Source organism: Microbacterium sp. NPDC055312, assembly GCF_053645675.1.
In genome coordinates this window covers 145,048-163,081 of sequence record NZ_JBSHMU010000003.1, presented here as the reverse complement: position 1 = coordinate 163,081, position 18,034 = coordinate 145,048, and the positions used below count along the sequence as shown (strand labels likewise).

Annotated in this window: 17 protein-coding genes; 8 read left to right on the top strand and 9 right to left on the bottom strand. The window is 70.2% G+C overall.

Features of this window, described 5'->3' with window-relative positions:
* Positions 1-42: 42 nt before the first annotated feature.
* Positions 43-600, top strand: coding sequence for a phosphorylase family protein (locus tag ACWIDW_RS09375; RefSeq protein ID WP_454124751.1), 558 nt, complete (start codon positions 43-45; stop codon positions 598-600).
* On the opposite strand, the gene ACWIDW_RS09370 is transcribed toward ACWIDW_RS09375, so the two are convergent.
* The 3 genes from ACWIDW_RS09370 to ACWIDW_RS09360 form a co-directional block, all read right to left on the bottom strand.
* Positions 601-3,678 carry an AAA family ATPase gene (locus ACWIDW_RS09370; RefSeq protein WP_454124750.1) on the bottom strand — a complete coding sequence of 1,026 codons (3,078 nt, stop codon included), beginning with the start codon at positions 3,676-3,678 and terminating at the stop codon, positions 601-603.
* Positions 3,678-4,838, bottom strand: a complete 1,161-nt coding sequence (locus tag ACWIDW_RS09365; RefSeq protein WP_454124748.1) for an exonuclease SbcCD subunit D — start codon at positions 4,836-4,838, stop codon at positions 3,678-3,680. The genes ACWIDW_RS09370 and ACWIDW_RS09365 overlap by 1 nt, the downstream gene beginning before the upstream one ends.
* 74 nt (positions 4,839-4,912) lie before the next feature.
* Positions 4,913-5,221 carry a GNAT family N-acetyltransferase gene (locus tag ACWIDW_RS09360; RefSeq protein WP_454124746.1) on the bottom strand — a complete coding sequence of 103 codons (309 nt, stop codon included), beginning with the start codon at positions 5,219-5,221 and terminating at the stop codon, positions 4,913-4,915.
* A gap of 337 nt (positions 5,222-5,558) precedes the next feature.
* Here ACWIDW_RS09360 and ACWIDW_RS09355 point away from each other — a divergent pair, with 337 nt between their 5' ends.
* The gene (locus tag ACWIDW_RS09355) at positions 5,559-6,248 is read left to right on the top strand and encodes a winged helix-turn-helix domain-containing protein (RefSeq protein WP_454124744.1); all 690 of its coding nucleotides are present in this window, start codon (positions 5,559-5,561) and stop codon (positions 6,246-6,248) included.
* Between the two features lie 165 nt (positions 6,249-6,413).
* Positions 6,414-7,355 carry a DNA-3-methyladenine glycosylase family protein gene (locus ACWIDW_RS09350; protein WP_454124742.1) on the top strand — a complete coding sequence of 314 codons (942 nt, stop codon included), beginning with the start codon at positions 6,414-6,416 and terminating at the stop codon, positions 7,353-7,355.
* Positions 7,356-7,510: 155 nt separating this feature from the next.
* On the opposite strand, the gene ACWIDW_RS09345 is transcribed toward ACWIDW_RS09350, so the two are convergent.
* From ACWIDW_RS09345 to ACWIDW_RS09330, 4 genes are read right to left on the bottom strand one after another with little or no spacing between them, the layout of a single operon-like run.
* A complete protein-coding gene (locus ACWIDW_RS09345) occupies positions 7,511-8,266 on the bottom strand; it encodes an iron ABC transporter ATP-binding protein (protein WP_454124740.1) in 756 nt (251 codons plus the stop codon).
* On the bottom strand, positions 8,263-9,303 hold the full coding sequence (locus ACWIDW_RS09340) for an iron chelate uptake ABC transporter family permease subunit (RefSeq protein ID WP_454124739.1): 1,041 nt from the start codon (positions 9,301-9,303) through the stop codon (positions 8,263-8,265). Before ACWIDW_RS09340 ends, ACWIDW_RS09345 begins: the two co-directional genes overlap by 4 nt.
* Before the next feature lie 10 nt (positions 9,304-9,313).
* On the bottom strand, positions 9,314-10,330 hold the full coding sequence (locus tag ACWIDW_RS09335; RefSeq protein ID WP_454124737.1) for an ABC transporter permease: 1,017 nt from the start codon (positions 10,328-10,330) through the stop codon (positions 9,314-9,316).
* 52 nt (positions 10,331-10,382) lie between these two features.
* Positions 10,383-11,375 (bottom strand): siderophore ABC transporter substrate-binding protein, encoded by a 993-nt coding sequence (locus ACWIDW_RS09330; protein WP_454124735.1) that lies wholly within the window; start codon positions 11,373-11,375, stop codon positions 10,383-10,385.
* 84 nt (positions 11,376-11,459) lie between these two features.
* On the opposite strand from ACWIDW_RS09330, the gene ACWIDW_RS09325 reads away from it, so the two are divergent.
* Positions 11,460-12,227 (top strand): siderophore-interacting protein, encoded by a 768-nt coding sequence (locus tag ACWIDW_RS09325; RefSeq protein ID WP_454124733.1) that lies wholly within the window; start codon positions 11,460-11,462, stop codon positions 12,225-12,227.
* 260 nt (positions 12,228-12,487) lie between these two features.
* Complete coding sequence (locus ACWIDW_RS09320; protein ID WP_454124731.1) at positions 12,488-12,895, top strand: VOC family protein; 408 nt, start codon at positions 12,488-12,490, stop codon at positions 12,893-12,895.
* 105 nt (positions 12,896-13,000) lie between these two features.
* Here ACWIDW_RS09320 and thrC read toward each other — a convergent pair whose 3' ends face one another.
* Positions 13,001-14,419: a threonine synthase gene (gene thrC / locus ACWIDW_RS09315; protein WP_454124729.1), complete on the bottom strand. Its 1,419-nt coding sequence runs from the start codon at positions 14,417-14,419 to the stop codon at positions 13,001-13,003.
* A 141-nt stretch (positions 14,420-14,560) separates the two neighbouring features.
* On the opposite strand from thrC, the gene ACWIDW_RS09310 reads away from it, so the two are divergent.
* The 3 genes from ACWIDW_RS09310 to ACWIDW_RS09300 all read left to right on the top strand — a co-directional run bounded on the left by ACWIDW_RS09310 (position 14,561) and on the right by ACWIDW_RS09300 (position 17,288).
* The gene (locus tag ACWIDW_RS09310; protein WP_454124727.1) at positions 14,561-15,019 is read left to right on the top strand and encodes a carboxymuconolactone decarboxylase family protein; all 459 of its coding nucleotides are present in this window, start codon (positions 14,561-14,563) and stop codon (positions 15,017-15,019) included.
* A gap of 31 nt (positions 15,020-15,050) precedes the next feature.
* Positions 15,051-15,953, top strand: a complete 903-nt coding sequence (locus ACWIDW_RS09305) for a sigma-70 family RNA polymerase sigma factor (RefSeq protein ID WP_454124725.1) — start codon at positions 15,051-15,053, stop codon at positions 15,951-15,953.
* Positions 15,954-16,130: 177 nt separating this feature from the next.
* A complete protein-coding gene (locus ACWIDW_RS09300) occupies positions 16,131-17,288 on the top strand; it encodes an FUSC family protein (protein ID WP_454124724.1) in 1,158 nt (385 codons plus the stop codon).
* On the opposite strand, the gene ACWIDW_RS09295 is transcribed toward ACWIDW_RS09300, so the two are convergent.
* Entirely contained in the window at positions 17,273-18,022 is a 750-nt protein-coding gene (locus tag ACWIDW_RS09295; RefSeq protein WP_454124722.1) for a dihydrofolate reductase family protein, read from the bottom strand. The genes ACWIDW_RS09300 and ACWIDW_RS09295 overlap by 16 nt on opposite strands.
* Positions 18,023-18,034: the final 12 nt, after the last annotated feature.

Genomic DNA, 18,034 nt, shown 5'->3' with positions numbered 1-18,034 from the left:
CCTTCGTCGGTACCAGTCTCCCCCAGCTGAGAGGATGGAGACGTGAGACTTCTCGTCGCCGCCCTGGCATCCGAACTTCAGGCCTTCCCCGCCGAGCTGCCCGGCTTCGACCGACTGGTGACCGGCCCCGGCAAGCTCATGGCCGCGTACGGGCTGACCCGGGCGCTCGATGCCCAGCGGTACGACGAGATCGTCGTGGTCGGCACCGCGGGCGCGGTGGACGACTCGGTCGAGTCGGGGATCTACGACGTGAGCGCGGCGATCCAGCACGACGTGCAGGATCTCGACGGCGTGATCGGGCAGCACGTGTCGCTGCCGTCGCGGGTAGAGACCGGTCGCGACGGGGTCACGATCGCGACGGGCGACATCTTCGTCGACGACGCCGATGCGGTGGACCGGATCCGCGGCCTCGGCGGCGTGCTGGTCGACATGGAGACGTTCTCGTTCGTCTGGGTGGCGCAGCAGTTCGGTGTGCCGATCCGGGTGATGCGCGTGGTCTCGGACCGTGCTCAGGACGGCGCGACGCAGGTGTGGGACGACGTCGTCGCGGCGTGCAGCGCGCAGCTCTGGGAGCACATGCGCACCGAGTACCCGGTCTGATCAGCCCGCGCGACGCGGCGCGTCGATGACGCTGTGCCCGTCGGGAACCGTGCGCACGCTCAGCTGGGCGGGGATCTGCTCCTGCATCGCCTCGACGTGACTGATGACCCCGACCGTGCGCCCGCCCTGGCGCAGCTCGTCGAGGGTGCGCATCGCCGTCTCGAGCGTGTCGGCGTCGAGTGAGCCGAATCCCTCGTCGATGAAGAGGGTGTCGAGCCGGATGCCTCCGGCTCGCGCCGTGACGACCTCGGCCAGCCCCAGGGCCAGCGCGAGCGACGACAGGAACGTCTCGCCGCCGGAGAGGGACTTGGCGGGTCTGGTCTGCCCGGTGAACGCGTCGAACACGACGATGCCGAGGCCGGAGGCCGCGCCGCGCGCCGCGAGCGCGTCGGAGTGGCGCAGCTGGTAGCGGCCATCGGACATGTCGTGCAGGCGCAGGTTGGCTGCGGCGACGATCTCTTCGAGCTCGGCGGCTAGCACGAACGTCTCGAGGTTCATCTTGTGCGTGTTCCCCGACCGGCCGGCGAGCGCATCGGCGAGGCCCCGGATCACCTCGAACTCGGCGGCCTGCTCCGCCGACGCCTCGTGGGCGCGCGCGGCGGAGTCGACGGTCGCTGTGAGGCTCTGCTGCACGCTGCGCGCGCGGCTGTGGGCGTCGACGGCACTCTGCCAGGCATCGCGAGCATGCTGCGCGGCCTGCTCGGCGGGCGCGAGGTCGATCGGCTCGTCGGGAAGCATGCGCATCTCGAGGTCGAGCAGCAGCGCGCGCTCTTTCTTCACGTCGACCGCGTACGCCGTGATGCGATCGTCGAGAGCTGAGAGCTCGGTCGGGCTGAGCATGGCCTGCTCGGCATCGGCGACGTCGTCGAAGACAGAGGCATCGAGCGCCTCGGTGAGCTCGGTGCTAGCCGCGCGGTCTCGCCCGGCGGCCTCGGCGTGCGCCTCGATCGCCTCGGCCGCAGCGGTGGCGAGGGCGATCTGCTCTCGCGCCGCCGCGAGCCGGTCGGCGACCGTGTCGTGCTCGCCCCGCGCCCGCGCCACGGTTGCGTCTGCGTCGGCGTTGCGCTGCTCGATCAGGGACAGGTCGGTGCGGCTGGTGGCGAGTGCCTCGGATGCCGCCGCTCGGCGCTGCTCGAGGTCGGCGAGGCCGAGCCGCAGCTCGTCGAGCCTGGCGGTGAGCTGCCGCGCACGAGCGGCAGCGGTGTCGGCGGCATCGCGGGTGGCGACGGCCTGGGTGAGACGTTCACTCGCGTCGTCGGCGCTGAGACCGCCGGAGCGCTCGACGGCGGCGGCGAGTTCGGCGGTGCGTTCGGCGAGGGTGCGCGATGCGGCGCGCTCGGCGGCCGCGGTCGCGTCGCGTGCGACCTCGGCGGCGTCGATGTCGTCGGCCGACACCGGGTCGGCGTGCGCGGCCGGCGCCGGATGCGCGGTCGAGCCGCACACGGCACAGGGCTCGCCTTCGACGAGAGCGGTCGCGAGTTCGCCGGCGTACCCGTCGAGACGGCGTCGCCGCAGGTGTGCGAGCTCAGCCTGGGCACGGGTGTGCGCATCGGATGCGTCGGACTCGGCGGAGGCCGCTGCGACCACCGCCGCAGTCAGGCGCTCGGCATCCAGGGCACCCGCGTGCTGCTTCTCGGCGAGCGCAACGCCCTGCGCGGCGCTGTCGAGCCGGTCGCCGTCGCGACGTGCGAGGTCGCGTTCGGCGGTCAGCTCGTCGATTCGCGCGGGGAGCGCCTCACGCTCGGCGTCGAGGGCGGCGAGCGCGTCGGATGCCGTGCGCACTGCGGTCTGTGCCGCCTGGAGCTCGGTGGCGCGTAACGCTGCGCCGGCTTCGAGTTCGGCGGCCTGCTGCCAGGCACCGCTCTCGCGCGTGCGCTCGGACGCCAGGTCGCGGTAGACGGCAGCGCGCGAGCGGTCGGGAGCCGTGCCGTCGGAAGCCGTGCCGTCGGAAGCCGTGCTGTCGGGAGCTGTGCTGTCGGGATGGGCGCTCGACGTCGTCGCATCCGCGCGAACGAGGCCGGCGCAGGCGATGACGGCGCCCGCCTCTACCTGCGCGGCGACGGCGCGGGCGGCGGATGCCCGGGCCGCGGCGGCGATGAGGGTGCGCAGCGCGTCGGCCGCGCGGGCGCGGTCGCGTCGGGTCGTGGCATCCGCGATCTGGCCGGCCTGCGCATCCAACGCGGCGAGCGCCGAGCGCGCGCGGTCGCGGTCGGACTGCGCCTGACGCTGCTCCCTGAGCACGGTGAGCGCGCCGTCGGCCGACGCGAGCGCTTTCTCCGCGGCAGCCCGCTCGGTGCCGAGCCGCTCGACGCGGTAGTCGGCGCGGGCCATCGCGCGGCGAAGGCGTTCGATCCGGGCGTCCGTCGTATCCGGAACGTCGTCGGCGTCGTCGCCCCACAGCTCGGCGTCGCCGATGATCCGCTCGGCTTCGTCGAGGCGCGCGTCGACCGTCGCCCTGCTGCCGCCCAGCGCCTGCTCGGCCTCGCGGCGGCGCTCGTCGAAACGGGCCTGATAGTCGGCGAACCGCTCGGTGCCGAACAGGCGGCGCAGCAGCGCCTGACGCTCGCGACTGTCGGCGAGCAGGAAGTCGGCAAACCGGTTCTGGGCGAGCAGGATGACCTGCAGGAACTGCTCCTGGCTGAGCTGGAGGATCTCGTCCATCTCGTTCGCGACGTCGACGGCACGGGCCGCGACCCCCACCCACCCGGCATCGGTGAGCTCGTCCAGCGAGACCGCCGCCGGCTGCTTGGTGAGCCCGCCACCGCGCTTGGCCGGGCGCTGGTACTCCGGCGAGCGCGTCACGCGATACCGGCCGGCGACCGTGCTGAACTCGACGACCACCTCGGTGATGTCGTCGGGCTCGCAGTGGTCGCTGCGCAGGCGCTTCTCGCCGCCCTTCTCGTAACGCGGCACTCCACCGTACAGACCGAAGCACACGGCATCGAGGATGCTCGACTTGCCCGCGCCGGTGCGCCCGGCGATGAGGAAGATGCCGTCGTCTGCGAAGGCGTCGAAGTCTATGCTCTGCCGCTCGCGGAACGGCCCGAACCCTTCGATCTCGAGGCGGTGCAGCTGCATCAGACGAGCGCCTCGGCGCGCACCCGGTCGTCGAGCACCTCACGGATCAGCTCGGACTCGCGCTCGGTCGCACCCTGGCCCGCGCGCACGTGTTCCAGGAACGCCTCGATGCGGTCGGCGTCGCTGACGGCGCCCCGCAGCCGCTGCGTGTACGAGCGCTCGTCCGCGGCATCCACCCCCTCGGGCTGGTGCTGCACGAGCGCGCAGAACGGGAACCGTTCGCGCAGCCGACGCATCGGCTCGTGCTGCGGCACGGCATCGGTGTAGACCGCGCACACCCAGTCGTCGTGGTGACGGGTCGCGTTCTCGTCGCTGAGGATCTCGTCGAGGGCGCCGGTGAGCGTCACGAGACCGCGCGGGATCGGAAGATCGAGCCAGGTGACCGCCGCGAGGCCGGCCGCGTCGAGGTCGACCAGCCACGATCCGCGCTGCTTGTGCTGCTCGCCGAAGCTGTAGTGCAGGGGTGCGCCCGAATAGCGCACCCGGTCGCTCAGCTGCTGCCGGCCGTGGATGTGCCCCAGTGCCACGTAGTCGGGCCCGTCGAAGCCGGCCAGCGACACCATGTCGAGCCCGCCCTGGCGGACCTCGCGCTCGAGCCCCGCCGTCGGGTCGACCCCGGCTGCGAAGCAGTGCGCGATCGCGACCGACCGGCCGGTGTGAGCCGACATGCCCTCGCGCACCAGATCCATGGCGTGCTGCATCACCTGAGCCTGCGTGCGCAGCGGGCGCTCGTCGTCGTTCCAATGCTGGCGGACGATGGCGGGCTCGAGGTACGGGATGCCGAAGAAGTGCACCGGGCCGTGCTCATCGTGCACGGTGACGGGCGTCGAGATCGCGAGTGGATCGGTGAGCACGTGGATGCCGTCGCGCAGCAGGCGGGAGTGGAAGCCCAGGCGGGCGGCGGAGTCGTGGTTGCCGCTCGTCATCACGACGGTGGCGCCCGTCTCATGCAGCGCCAGCAGGGCGTCATCGAGCAGCGTGTATGCGGATGCCGCGGGCGTGGCGGAATCGAACACGTCGCCCGCGACGATCACCACGTCGACCGCGTGCTCGCGCACCTGTGCGACCAGCGCGTCGAGCACCTCGGCCAGCGCCGCGAGCGTGGAGTGCCCGTGGAACGTGCGGCCGATGTGCCAATCGGAGGTGTGCAGGATGCGCATATCCACACGGTATGCGGGGCCTCCGACATCGCGTCCGAGGCGTGCCGCGCTCCGGCGCACTGCCCCGCATCGCCTCAGCGGTGGCGCAGCAGATGCCGCCTGTCGGGATGCGCGTCGAACCAGTCGGCGACGTACCAGCACACCGGGTCGATGCGGCGGTCGCCGCGAGCCTCGATCTCGGCGACCGCACCCGCCACCACACGGGCAGCGTACCCGTGTCCGCGATGCGCGGGAATCGTGTAGGCGCGCGTCATCGCGACGGTCGTGCCGTCATCGCGGTAGTCGAGCACGCTCAGCAGCTCGCCGTCGCGGGTGAGGGTCCAGCGCCCGGCATCCTGGTCATCGCGGAACACGAAATCAGCGGCATCGGCGGGTGAGCTCATCTCGTCAACGTTACGTCGTGTTTCGCACGCAGGAGCGTCACGTTTTGACACGGCGGGTCACGGTGGGAAATAATCACCCCCATGACCACCAGCGCAAGCCCTCTGTCCGCCCAGGAGGCGAACGGGACTGCCGGGATGATGATGCCCGGTCGCGTTGGCATGTGTTGCCGAATGTGTTGCTAAGGCGCAACCACCCAGCCTGACTCGCTGAATTCTCCTCGATCTGAGGACGAGTCTCTGAGCGCGCCCACCCTTCGCGCGCATCACCCCACCGGCTCCGACCGGTCATTCGTGCAACGCTCTCCGAGTTCCTCGGCTCACGCAAGGATCCATCATCATGTCGACCACCGCTCTTCTCGACCGTCCCGTCACCGCTCCCGTCCGCGCCATCTCAGCAGCTGACGCCGCCGCCGACCTCCCCTCCGTCCGCTCGCCGCGCGGCTTCGCCCTCTACGTCGGCATCGACGAGATCAAGGCGGCGTCGGCCGGTGTCAGCCTTCCCGTGCTGGTCGACGCGCTGCGCCGCACGCTCGCCGAGCTCGCGCCGACCGCCGAGACGCACGCCACCGTCGCCCTCGCCCCCCAGTCGGCCGGCGGCCGCGACCTCGACGTGGTGCGCCTCGCACTGCACGAGCCCGGCGCGATCGCCCGCGCCAACGCCGCTGTCGAGGAGGAGAAGGACGAGGAGTCGGGTGTCGTCGTCGACATCTCCCGCAAGCGCGTGCTGCTCGACGGCGAGTCCGCCTCGTTCACCTACAAGGAGTTCGAGCTGCTGCAGTACCTGGTGCTGCGCGAGGGCCGCACGATCGAGCGCAGCGAGCTCGTCTCGGCCCTGTGGCAGGCGTCGTCCGACGAGGAGGCCCCCGGCGAGCGCACGATCGACGTGCACGTGCGTCGCCTGCGCGCCAAGCTCGGCCGCCATGAAGACATCGTGCGCACCGTGCGCGGCGTCGGCTACCGCTTCGACCGTCACGCAGACGTGTCGATCCGCTACGGCCACGGCACCCCCTCGCCCGACCGCTTCTGAGCCCACCTCTTCCGCCGTCGACCCTTTCGCCGAGACCCCCACTTGCCGCCGACACCCCCGGATAAGAACGTACGCAGACAGGGGTGTCGGCAGCAGATGGGGGTGTCGCCGGCCAGAGGGACTCATCCCGGAGGAGATGTCAGGGACGGCACGTAGAGTTCCTGCATGACCCTGATGACGGATGCCGCCGCGCCCGCACCGGCGCGCGAGTCCGTCTATCGTCCGCCGCATCCGCTCCATCTCGGCCGCACGGTCGGGATGCTGCGACGTGGCGGCGGCGATCCCACGATGGTCATCGACGGCGGCCGGATCTGGATGGCCTTCCGGACGGATGCCGGGATCGCCACGCTCTGCCTTCGTCAGGGCGCCGACGGGATCCACGCTTCGGCCTGGGGCCCGGGTGCTGATGAGGCCATCGACGCCGTTCCGCGGCTGTGCGGCGCCGACGACGATAATGACGGTTTCGTCATCGGGCATCCGCAGCTCGAGGACGTGGCGCGGCGGCATCCGGGCATCCGGATGGCCCGCACCGACCGCGTCTTCGACGCTCTCGTGTGCGCGATCATCGAGCAGAAGGTGACGGGGATGCAGGCGTTCGGCGCCTGGCGGTATCTCGTCAGCCGCTTCGGCGAACGCGCACCCGGCCCGACTCCGCGGCCCATGTTCGCCTCACCCTCGCATGAGGTGTGGCGGGGCATCCCGTCGTGGCAGTGGCACCGCGCGGCCGTCGAGCCGCCGCAGTCGCGCACGATCGTCGCCGCTGCACGCCGCGGCGCGAGCGTCGAGCGCGCGACGCTCGGCGCGGTCGACGGGGCAGACCGGGATCGCGTGCTGACGAGCCTGCCCGGGGTCGGCGTGTGGACCTCCGCCGAGACGCGCATCCGGGCCCTCGGCGACCCCGACGCCGTGAGCGTGGGCGACTACCACCTGGCGCACGAGGTCGGCTTCGCGCTCACCGGTCACCGCACCGATGACGACGGGATGCTCGAGCTGCTCGCCCCGTGGAGCGGGCACCGGCAGCGCATCATCCGGCTGATCTGGGCATCCGGCTCACGCGAGCCGCGCCGCGGCGCCCGCCTCGCCCCCGAGGATCACCGCGACCGCTGACGACTGTGCCGTCATCCGCGCCCCTCCGGAAGGGGTGCCGGCGTGCCGCGGCACGGATGTCGGCGGACCGCACGAATGTCGGCGGAAACAAGCGGTTCGGACCGACATCCGTGATTCTCGCCGACATCTGCCCGGGACACCACGCGGGGAGCGCGTCAGTAATACACGGCGAGCGGGCCGTGCGGGCCGTCGATCACCTGCACCGGCGTCTCGAACACCCGGGTGAGCACCTCGTCGGTCATGATCTCGGCGGGGGTGCCGAACTCGACGACGCGGCCGTCCTTCATCGCGCAGATGCGGTCGGCGTAGTGCCCGGCGAAGTTGATGTCGTGCAGCACGATCACGATCGTGCGACCCAGCTCGTCGGCCGCGCGGCGCAGCTGCGCCATCATCGTGACCGCGTGCTTCATGTCTAGATTGTTCAGCGGCTCATCGAGCAGCACGACATCGGTGTCCTGCGCGAGCACCATCGCCACGTACGCGCGCTGACGCTGACCGCCTGAGAGCTCGTCGAGGTAGCGGTGCTCGAGCATACCGAGGTCGAGGAAGTCGATCGCGCGACTGATGATGTCCTCATCGGCCCTGCTCAGCCGTCCCTTCGAGTGCGGGAAGCGCCCGAAGCCGACCAGCTGGCGCACGGTCAGCCGGGTGACGAAGTGGTTCTCCTGCCGCAGGATCGACACGACTTTCGCGAGATCGGCCGACTTCGTCGATGCGACGTCGAGTCCCGCAATCGCGATGGAACCGGCATCCATCCCCATCAACCGCCCCACCATCGTCAGCAGCGTCGACTTGCCGGCACCGTTCGGCCCGATCAGGGCGGTGATACCCCCTTCGGGGATGACGAGGTCGACCGGCCCGATCGCGACGTCGGTCGCGTACTCGCGGCGAACCTTCTCGATGGTGATCACAGGCGGCCCTTCTTGAGGATGACGATCAGGAACACGACCCCGCCGACCAGCTCGATGATGATCGAGACGACGCCCTGCGCGTAGAAGACGTTGCGCATCACGAAGTACGCGCCCGACAGGATCGTGAAGGCGGTGAGCACGGCGACCGGGAACACGAGGCGGTGGTCGTCGGATCCGGCGAACTGGTACGCCAGCGTCGCCACGAGGAAGCCGAGGAAGGTCATCGGCCCCACCAGCGCCGTCGACGTGGCCATCAGCACGGCGATGAGGAAGAGGGTGATCATAAGCTCGCGCCGGTGATTCACCCCGAGCGCGTTCGCGGTGTCGGCACCCAGCGACATCACGTTGAGCCGGCGGGCGCGCATCCAGAGCAGAGCGGATGCCACGACGCACAGCGGCACGGCCAGCGGAAGGTATGAGGCGTCGGCGTTGGAGATGTTGCCGAAGAGCCTCGCGGCGAGCACGTCGAACTCACTCGGGGTGAGCAGACGCTGCATGAACGTCGCGACGGCGCCGAGTCCCCCGCCGATCACGATGCCGATCAGCAGCATGATCTGCAGGTTGGCGTAGCGTCCGGTGAGCAGCCAGCCGTAGAGCAGCATCGCGAGAGCGACCATGACGGCGATCTGGATGCCGAACTGCAGCAGGCCCTGCATCGCGACGAGGCCGGCGATGCCGAACAGGTAGACCGACGAGGTCTGCACGGCCCGGTAGAGCGACTCGAATCCGAGGATCGAAGGCGTGACGATGCGATTCGTCGCGATGGTCTGGAAGCTCACCGTCGCCACCGCCTGGCACACGGCGACGATGACCATCACCACCACGTTGGTGAAGCGCAGCTCGGCGATGCGCCAGAATCCGTCGCTGCCGAACGGCATCGGGTTGTCCCAGGCGAGCAGTCCGATGCCGAATCCGCTCGAGAGGACGATCAGGATCGTGAGGGCGATCAGATAGCGGCGCCGGGCACGGGCATCCGCGAACCAGCCCGCGGCGGCACGCACCGGCGCCGGCTGCACCTCGTCCGCCCGCTCGTGCATCGTCACCCGCCTAAGCACGGCGACGCTGCCTGAGCAGGAGAAGCACGAACACGACGGCACCGACGATGCCGAGGATCAGTGAGACCGGCACCTCGAACGGCATCACGATCGTGCGGCCGATCAGGTCGCAGACCGTGACGATCCCGATGCCCAGCAGGCACACCCAGGGCAGGTTGCTGCGCAGGTCGTCGCCGCGCAGCATCGAGACGATGTTCGGCACGATCAGCCCCAGGAACGGCAGGTTGCCGACGACCACGGTGACGACACCCGTGACGACGGCGATGAGCGCCGTGCCGAGCAGCATGATCCGGTCGTAGTCGAGCCCGACGTTGGTGGCGACCTCCTCGCCGAGGCCGGCGACGGTGAGTCGATCGGCGACGACGAAGACGATGACGCCGACCACGGCGACGATCCACAGCATCTCGTACTGGCCGCGCAGCACCGAGGTGAAGCTGCCGGCGAACCAGACGCCCAGGCTCTGCAGCGTGTTGGTCGCCAGCGCCAGGTAGGTCGACACCGCGCCGACGACGGCGCCGAGCATGATGCCGACGATCGGCACGATGAGCGACGAGCGCAGCGAGACCCTCTTGAGGAAGAGGAAGAAGATCATCGTGCCGATGAACGCCGCGACGACCGCGCCGGCCATGCGCAGCGGCAGCGAGGGCTGGGGCACGAGCACCATGACGGCGAGCAGGCCGAGCCCGGCCCATTCCGTGGTTCCGGTCGTGGTCGGCTCGACGAAGCGGTTCTGCGTGAGCAGCTGCATGACGAGTCCGGCCATGGCCATCGATGCTCCGGCCAGCACGAGCGCGATGGTGCGCGGGATGCGCGTGATCTGGAACATCGCGGCCCCGTCGGGGCTGCCTGAGATGTCGTAGACGCCGGTGAACAGCGAGGCGACGAGCAGGGCCGCGACGACCAGGATGCCGATCAGCAGCCTGCCGTCGAAGAGACGCCCGCGGGTCGCCGCGCTCCCGCGCCCGGCGCGAGCCGAGGCGGGTTCAGAAAGAGGAGGAGTGCGTGTCATGGTGCGAGTGCGCGGTGGCATCCGGAATCGAGCGGATGCCACCGCGCTGGTGTCACTTCGCGGACTTCTCGAGCGCGTCGGCGAAGTCGTTGAGGAATGCCGTGTACGTCTGGATGCCCTCGTTGAGGTACGTGTCGGTGGGCATGTAGACGATCTGGTCGTCCTTGACCGCCGTGACGGATGCCAGCGCCTCGGAGCTCTCGAGGATCTCGGCGGCCTGCACGTAGCCGGGCTCCCGGTCGGCGAACACGGCGTCGCGGTCCATGACGAGGATCCAGTCGGGATTCGACTTCGCGATCGCCTCGACCGAGATGTCGTCTCCCTGGTGGTCGTCGGTGGCGCCCTCGATCTCGAGCGCGGGGGTGAGGCCGAGGATGTCGAAGATCGGGCCGAGCGTGCGGCCTGCGGTCGGGGCGATGTAGCCGATCTCGCCACCGGACGTGGTGACGGCCATGACCGAGTCGGCGGCGTCGTAGGCGTCCTTCACGCGGGCGACGGCGGCGTCGAAGTCGTCGACGAGCTTCTTGGCCTCCTTCTGCTTGCCGAACACCTCACCGAGCACGGTGACCTGACGCTTGAGCTCGTCGTCGAACGGCTCGCCTTCGCGGGGATCGAGCTCGAGAATGGTGGCGTCGGGCACGAGGTTCGCGATCTTGTCGTGGTGCTGGGTGAAGCGCTGACCGTTGATGATCAGATCGGGCTCGACGGCGACGATCGACTCGAGGTCGGGCTCGTTGTGGTTGCCCAGGTCGATGATGCTGTCGTCGGTCTTGTAGTCGACGGTCGTGGGCATGAGGGCGACGGCTCCGGCGCTGAGCTCGATGCCCCAGTCGCTGAGCGTCTGAAAGGTGCGGTTGTCGGTGGCGACGACCGACTTCGGCGGGGTGGAGATCTTCTGCGTGCCGTTGTTGTCCTCGATGGTGACGGTGCCGCTGGTGGGCATGGCCTCTTCGGCTTCGGCGGCCGGGCCGGCGGCGCAGCCGGCGAGCGCGAGGACGCTGACGAGACCGAGGGCGGTTCCGCCGAGGATTCGGGGCACGGACATGGAGAAGCTCCTGTTCTGCGGGGAGGGTGCGCGAGTTGCGCGACGGCGAAACGATCTCGCCGCGACTTAGGTTAGCCTTACTTTATGAGCGATGTGAAATCCGATTTCTCGATCCAACGCCAGGGACTCGATCTGCGCTTCCGTGCCGCGGCCCTCGCATCGCGCGAGTGGCTCGCCCCCGATTACGTGCGCGTGCGGCTGACCGGCGACCAGCTCGCCGGTTTCACATCGCTCGGCGCCGACGACCACATGCGCCTGTTCTTCGCATCCGAACCGACCGATTCGGTTGACGAGCTGCGCGCCTCGCCGAGCCGCGAGTACACCCCGCTCGTGTGGGGTGAGGACTGGCTCGACGTCGAGTTCGCCGTGCACGGAGGCGAGGGCGTGGGCGCCCGGTGGGCGGCATCCGCTCCGATCGGCTCGTTCGTGGGCGTCGGCGGACCGCGCGGCTCTGCCGTGCTGACCGGTACGCCTGACTCGTGGCTGCTGGTCGGCGACGAGACCGCGATCCCGGCGATCCGGCGGTTCGCGGCGATGATCCCCGCCGATGCGCCGGCACGCATCGTCGTCGAGGTTGTCTCGGATGCCGACCAGGTCGAGATCGACGCGCCGGTCGCCGTCGAGTGGCTGCATCGCGGCAACGCGCTGGCGGGCTCATCGCTGATCGCCTTCCTCGACACCCTCGACGAGACGGATGCCGTGGGCGCCGACCCCTTCGTGTTCATCGCCGCCGAGCAGCAGATCGTCAAGCCGGGCCGCGCACTGCTCGCCCGCTGGGGCGTCGACGTGTCGAAGGCCGTTGTGAAGGGCTACTGGAAGCGCGACGAGGCGGAATACCACGCCCCGCACTGATCGCGCTGCCCCACCGTCGCGCGAAGCGCGGGAGATCTCGCGAAAAGCAGAAGGGTGCACGGGATCCCTCCCCCACCCCGGCGCGCCGGGACGGATGTCGGCGCGCGCCGCACGCCGGGCTGAAGCCGCGCCGCGGCGCCCGCCTCGCCGCGAAGACCACCGCGATCGCTGACGACGCCACGACCCGTTGCGGATGTCGGTGGTGCGGCGAAGACTTGTCGGCGCCGGGGCGTCCGGCATCCGCCTGTGAGAGGTGAACCATGCCCATTCTCAACCCGTACATCTCGTTCCGCGACAACGCCCGCGAGGCTCTCGAGCGCTACCGCGACGTGCTCGGCGGCGAGCTGCAGATCATGACGTTCGGCTCGATGCCCGACCTGCCTCAGGACCCGAGCGAGAGCGAACTCGTCCTGCACGGCCAGCTCACCACCGACGACGGCCTGATCCTGATGGCCTCCGACACGCCGGCGCACATGGAGCACCAGCAACCGCAGGGCGTCTCCATCTCGATCAGCGGCGACGAGGTCGACCGGCTGCGCGCGATCTGGGACGGGCTGCTCGACGGCGGCGCGGCGACCGCGCCGCTCGGTGACGCCCCGTGGGGCGGCGAGTTCGGCATGCTCGTCGACCGGTTCGGCGTCGCCTGGATGCTCTCGATCGACACCTGACGACCCTCGCCGACCCGGTGAGACGTCGCTTTCAGCACGAGACCGACGTTTCTGAGCTTCGTCTCGTGCGGGAAGAGAAGTCTCGCGGCGGCGCAGACGGGAAGGTCAGCGCAGCGCGTGTTCCGCGACGAAGGCGCGCAGAGTCTGCTCGTCGTCGGCCATCTCGGTCACCCGCTGTGGGGCGGCCATCATCGCCCGCAGCTCGGGCGAGAACTCCAGCTCGACGCCGATCGCCTCGGTGATCGTCTCGGCGAACTTCTCGGGCTTCGCCGTCTCGAGCACGAGCATCGGCACCTCGGGCTCGACGTACTCGCGGGCCACCTTCACACCGTCGGCGGTGTGCGGGTCGATGATCTCGCCGGTCTCGTCGTACACCGAGCGGATCGTGGCGAGCCGGTCGTCGTGGGTCGACGTGCCGCTGACGATGCCGAACTCGCTCTCGAAGCGAGCCTGCTCGGCCGAGAAGTCGATGGCACCGACGGCGTCGAGGGCATCCCACGCCGCGACGACTCGAGCCGCGTCGCGGCCGACGAGGTCGAAGATGAACCGCTCCAGGTTCGACGCCTTCGAGATGTCCATCGACGGGCTCGACGTGGCGTGCGTGTCGGCGGCCGAGCGCGGACGATAGATGCCGGTGCGGAAGAACTCGTCGAGCACGTTGTTCTCGTTCGCGGCGAGCACCAGCCGGCGGATCGGCACGCCCATGCCCTTGGCGAAGAAACCCGACAGGATGTTGCCGAAGTTGCCCGACGGCACGGTGAACGACACCTCGAAACCCTCACGGAACTCCGGTTCGACGGCATCCGTCACCCGAAGCCACGCCCAGAAGTAGTAGACGACCTGGGCCGCGATGCGGCCGAGGTTGATGGAGTTGACGGCGCCGAGGTTCTGCGCCCGCTTGAACTCGAGGTCGCCGGCGAGCTTCTTCACGAGGTTCTGGCAGTCGTCGAAGACCCCGTCGACCGCGATGTTGTGCACATTCTCGTCCTGCAGCGAGTACATCTGAGCTCGCTGGAACGAGCTCATCCGCCCCTGGGGCGAGAGCATGAACACCGACACGCGCTCCTTGCCGCGCAAGGCGTGCTCTGCCGCCGAACCGGTGTCGCCCGAGGTCGCACCGACGATGTTCAGCACACGGTCCTTCTTCTCGAGCACGTACTCGATCACCTGGCCGAGGAACTGCATCGCCATGTCCTTGAACGCCAGCGTCGGCCCCTCGGAGAGCCCGACGAGCGTGAGACCGCCGCCGATCGACCGCAGCGGCACGACCGCGTCCGGGAAGTCGGCGTAGGCGGCCGCCGTCATCCGCGCGAGGTCCTCGCGGGGGATGTCGGTCGCGAACAGCGAGAGCACCTCGGTGGCGAGCTGCGGGTAGGTGAGGGCCCGCCAGCGCTCGAGTGTCTCGGCATCGACCTGGGGCAGCTGCTCGGGCACGGCCAGGCCGCCGTCGGGCGCGAGCCCCTCGAGCAGCGTCTCACTGAACGGCTGCGGCTGCATGCCGCCGCGGGTGGAGATGTAGCGCACGGGGGCTCCTCGGGTCGTCGCGGGTTCTCCATTCTCGCAGGGTCGCCACGGCGGGAGAGCCGGATGACGCCTGTCACACTTCGGCGGGCGGCTCCGACACACAGTCAGAGGCGTCGAGCGGATGCCCGAAGAGAGGACATCATGACCAGGATCGACATGACCCGCACGAACAAGCTCGGCTACGCCGCGGTGATCGGCATGGAGGCGTATGCGAGCAGAAGCGTCGAGAAGCGGCTGTACGAGCTCATCAAGCTGCGCGCGTCGATCCTCAACGGCTGCGGGTTCTGCGTCGATATGCACGCCACGGCGGGGGCGAAGCACGGCATCCCGCAGCGCATCCTGCACGCGGTCGGCGCCTGGCAGCATGCGAAGAACCTGTTCGAGCCGAAGGAGCTCGCGGCTCTCGGCCTGACCGATGCGCTGACGAAGCTCGGACCGGACACCGTGACGGATGAGATCTGGGATGCCGCCGCGCAGCACTTCAGCGACGGCGAACTCGGCGGACTCGTCATGGCGATCTCGACCATCAACGTGTGGAACCGCATCGCGATCGCGACCGAGATGGCCCCGCCGGTCGACGACAAGCACCCGATCGCGTGACGCACCCGTCGGAGCCGGTAGCGTGAGCGTCATGACCGCCGCCTCCCCCGCCGCACGGGCGTGGGAGGCGGAGCGGGGCAGGCTGATCGGGATCGCGTACCGGATGCTGGGAGAATTCGGCCACGCCGAGGACGTCGTCTCGGAAGTCGCGATCGAGGCGCTGAAAGCCGAGCGGGCGGATGCTGCTGCAGTGCGTTCGTGGCCCGCGTGGCTCACCACCACGTGCGTCCGCCGCTCGATCGACCGCGTGCGGGCGCTCGTCGCGGTGCGCGAGGAGTACACCGGCCATTGGCTTCCCGAGCCGGTCGCCACCGAGCGCCTGCCGGAGGACGCCGTCGCCGACCGGGAGATGCTCTCGCTCGCACTGCTGCACCTCGCCGAGCAGCTCTCCCCCGAGGCGCGAGCGGCGGTCGTGCTGCACCGCGCCTACGCGATGACGGCGGTCGAGATCGGCGAGATCCTCGAGAGATCGCCCGCTTCGGTGCGCCAGCTGATCTCGCGCGCGGAGCGTCGGCTGCAGATCGACGAGCACTCCCCCGCCCCGCATGCGGCCGACCCCGAGGCTCTGGCCGCGCTGATGTCGGCCGTGCAGCAGGGCGATCTCGACACGCTGCTCGACCTGCTGACTGACGAGGCGATCCTGTGGACCGACGGCGGAGGGGTGGTCGCCGCGACCCGCAACCCGATCTTCGGTGCCGACAAGGTGCACCGCTTCTACGTCGGCGTGCGGGAGAAGACCGCGAACCTCGCCCCTGACCTGCCCTTCGCGATCAGCCCGATCGAGGTCAACGGCGAGTTCGCGCTGGCGCTCACCCACAGCGGACGCACCGACGTGCTCACGCTCGAGTTCGATCCGGAGGGCCGGATCCGCGGCATCCGGCAGGTGTCGAATCCGCACAAGCTGACCCGCGCCTTCCCGCCGGCGATCGCGTAGCCGTTCGATCGAGCACGTGCCGCAGGCAGCGATCCGGGTCGCCGACGAACGATCGCCGCGATTGTCGCAAAGGGCGTGCGTCGGGGGAACCCCCTTCCGCCACGGCCTGCGAAGGTGTCGGCTGAGCAGGGGACGGAGGAGGTGATCGGGATGCGCCCACGGAGATTCGAAGGGTCCATGAACCGGGTGCGGTCGTCGCTGAGCGCCCTTCAGCCCTCCGTCCGCGGCGCGCTGACGCGCGCCCGCCTGCTGTTCGCCGCGAAGGCCGCATTGGCCGTCGGAGTCGCATGGCTGATCGCCCCGCACATGCCAGGGGTGACGAACGACTACCCGTACTACGCGCCGTTCGGTGCGCTGATCAGCATGTACCCCACACTGATGACCTCGGTGCGGTCGGGCCTGCAGACGCTGCTCGGGCTCGCGGCCGGGGTCGGCCTGGCGGCGCTCGTGCTGCTGACCGTCGGCCCGAGCCTGTGGTCGATCATCGCGGTCGTCGGGGTCGGCGTGCTGGTCTCGGGCACGGGGTGGTTCGGAATCGGGCGCGAGTACATCCCGATGGCGGCGCTGTTCGTGCTGATCATCGGAGGGGCGGATGCCGAGGACTACTCGCTCGGGTACGTCACCCAGACGGCGGTGGGCGTGGTGGTCGGACTCGTCGTGAACGCGATCATCCCGCCGGCGCCCCTGGTCTCAGACGCGGCCGCCCGGATCGACGCCTTCCAGCAGCGGCTGGCCGCGCACCTCGATGACATCGCGGCCGCCCTTACCGAGAAGTGGCCACCGGAGCGAGACGGGTGGATGCAGGATGCCGGTGCGCTCGCCGACACCAGCCGTTCGCTGCGCGACGCGCTCGCCGAGGCAGACGACAGCCTGCGCGGCAATCCGCGGGCGTGGCGGGGTCGAGCCGACACGAGCGCGGAGCACGCCCGCCTCGAGCTGCTGGTCGAGGTGGCGCACCAGATCCGTGACGTCTCAGGGTGCCTGAGCGACACCATCAACGAGCGGCCCTCGGCTTTCCCTCTCGACCCCGATCTCGTCGAACCGCTGTCGAACGCCTGCAGCGCGGTCGCCGACGTCGTCGGCCGCGGTCCGGAGGAGATCGATGATCTGCACGCCCGAGCGACCGAGGCCGTCGGTCAGCTGTATCGCGCCGTGCACGCCCGATCGGTCGAGACGGACGCCGTCGCTGGCCCCGGCGTTCTCAGCGCGATGCACCTGCAGCGCATCCTCGGCATGCTCGAGCCGGTGCCGGCCGACGAAGAGGCCGAGGCCGAGGCCGAGGCCGACGTTCAGCGCAGTCAGCCGCCGGAGGCGAGCGCTCAGCGCAGCACGTAGTGCAGCAGCAGCTCGTCGCCGGCGCGCAGCACCGTCTCGAGCCGGGCCCCGACCGGGAGCGCCCCTGCTGCATCCCCGCGGACGATGCGCCCGGCATCCCCCGCCTCCAGCGTCGGCGCGAGGGTGAGGTGCAGCGCGTCGACGACGCCGGCGGCCAGCAGCATCCCGAACACGTGCGGGCCGCCTTCGGCGTGGATCCGCCGCAGGCCACGCGCCGTCAGGTCGTCGCGGATGCGCCGGGGATCGGCATCCATCTCGCCGACGGTCACCACGTCGGCGACCTGCTGCAGCGCCTGCCGGCGCGCGGCGGGAGCGGATGCCACGGTGTAGACGATCGGCCGCACGGGCGCGTCGGCGAGCAGCGGCGACTCCGGGTCGACCGACAGGCTGCGGCTGATCATCGCGAGGGTGGGATGCGCGGGCATCCCGGCCGCTTCGCGCCAGGCGACAGAGGCGTCGTCGACACGCAGTCCGTCATACCCCTCGTCGCGCAGGGTGCCGGCGCCGACGAGAACGACATCGGACGCGCGGCGCAGCAGGGCGAAGAGGCGACGGTCGGCATCGTCGCCGAGGCCACCGGAGACGCCGTCGCGGGAGGCCGCGCCGTCGAGACTCGAGACGAAGTTCGCCCGCATCCAGGTGCCCTCGGCGGGAAAGCGGGTCGCGTCGAGCAGCGCCTCGTCGTCGAGGGCGGCTGCCGGGTCGGGCCAGATGCGGTCGATGGGGGTGTGCATGCTCGGGATGCC

Coding starts and splice junctions, on each gene's coding strand:
- ACWIDW_RS09370 (WP_454124750.1), bottom strand. CDS start 3,678: ATGCAGCTGCACCGCCTCGAGATCGAAGGGTTCGGGCCGTTCCGCGAG.
- ACWIDW_RS09365 (WP_454124748.1), bottom strand. CDS start 4,838: ATGCGCATCCTGCACACCTCCGATTGGCACATCGGCCGCACGTTCCAC.
- ACWIDW_RS09360 (WP_454124746.1), bottom strand. CDS start 5,221: ATGAGCTCACCCGCCGATGCCGCTGATTTCGTGTTCCGCGATGACCAG.
- ACWIDW_RS09355 (WP_454124744.1), top strand. CDS start 5,559: ATGTCGACCACCGCTCTTCTCGACCGTCCCGTCACCGCTCCCGTCCGC.
- ACWIDW_RS09350 (WP_454124742.1), top strand. CDS start 6,414: ATGACCCTGATGACGGATGCCGCCGCGCCCGCACCGGCGCGCGAGTCC.
- ACWIDW_RS09340 (WP_454124739.1), bottom strand. CDS start 9,303: ATGCACGAGCGGGCGGACGAGGTGCAGCCGGCGCCGGTGCGTGCCGCC.
- ACWIDW_RS09335 (WP_454124737.1), bottom strand. CDS start 10,330: ATGACACGCACTCCTCCTCTTTCTGAACCCGCCTCGGCTCGCGCCGGG.
- ACWIDW_RS09330 (WP_454124735.1), bottom strand. CDS start 11,375: ATGTCCGTGCCCCGAATCCTCGGCGGAACCGCCCTCGGTCTCGTCAGC.
- ACWIDW_RS09325 (WP_454124733.1), top strand. CDS start 11,460: ATGAGCGATGTGAAATCCGATTTCTCGATCCAACGCCAGGGACTCGAT.
- ACWIDW_RS09320 (WP_454124731.1), top strand. CDS start 12,488: ATGCCCATTCTCAACCCGTACATCTCGTTCCGCGACAACGCCCGCGAG.
- ACWIDW_RS09310 (WP_454124727.1), top strand. CDS start 14,561: ATGACCAGGATCGACATGACCCGCACGAACAAGCTCGGCTACGCCGCG.
- ACWIDW_RS09305 (WP_454124725.1), top strand. CDS start 15,051: ATGACCGCCGCCTCCCCCGCCGCACGGGCGTGGGAGGCGGAGCGGGGC.
- ACWIDW_RS09300 (WP_454124724.1), top strand. CDS start 16,131: ATGAACCGGGTGCGGTCGTCGCTGAGCGCCCTTCAGCCCTCCGTCCGC.
- ACWIDW_RS09295 (WP_454124722.1), bottom strand. CDS start 18,022: ATGCACACCCCCATCGACCGCATCTGGCCCGACCCGGCAGCCGCCCTC.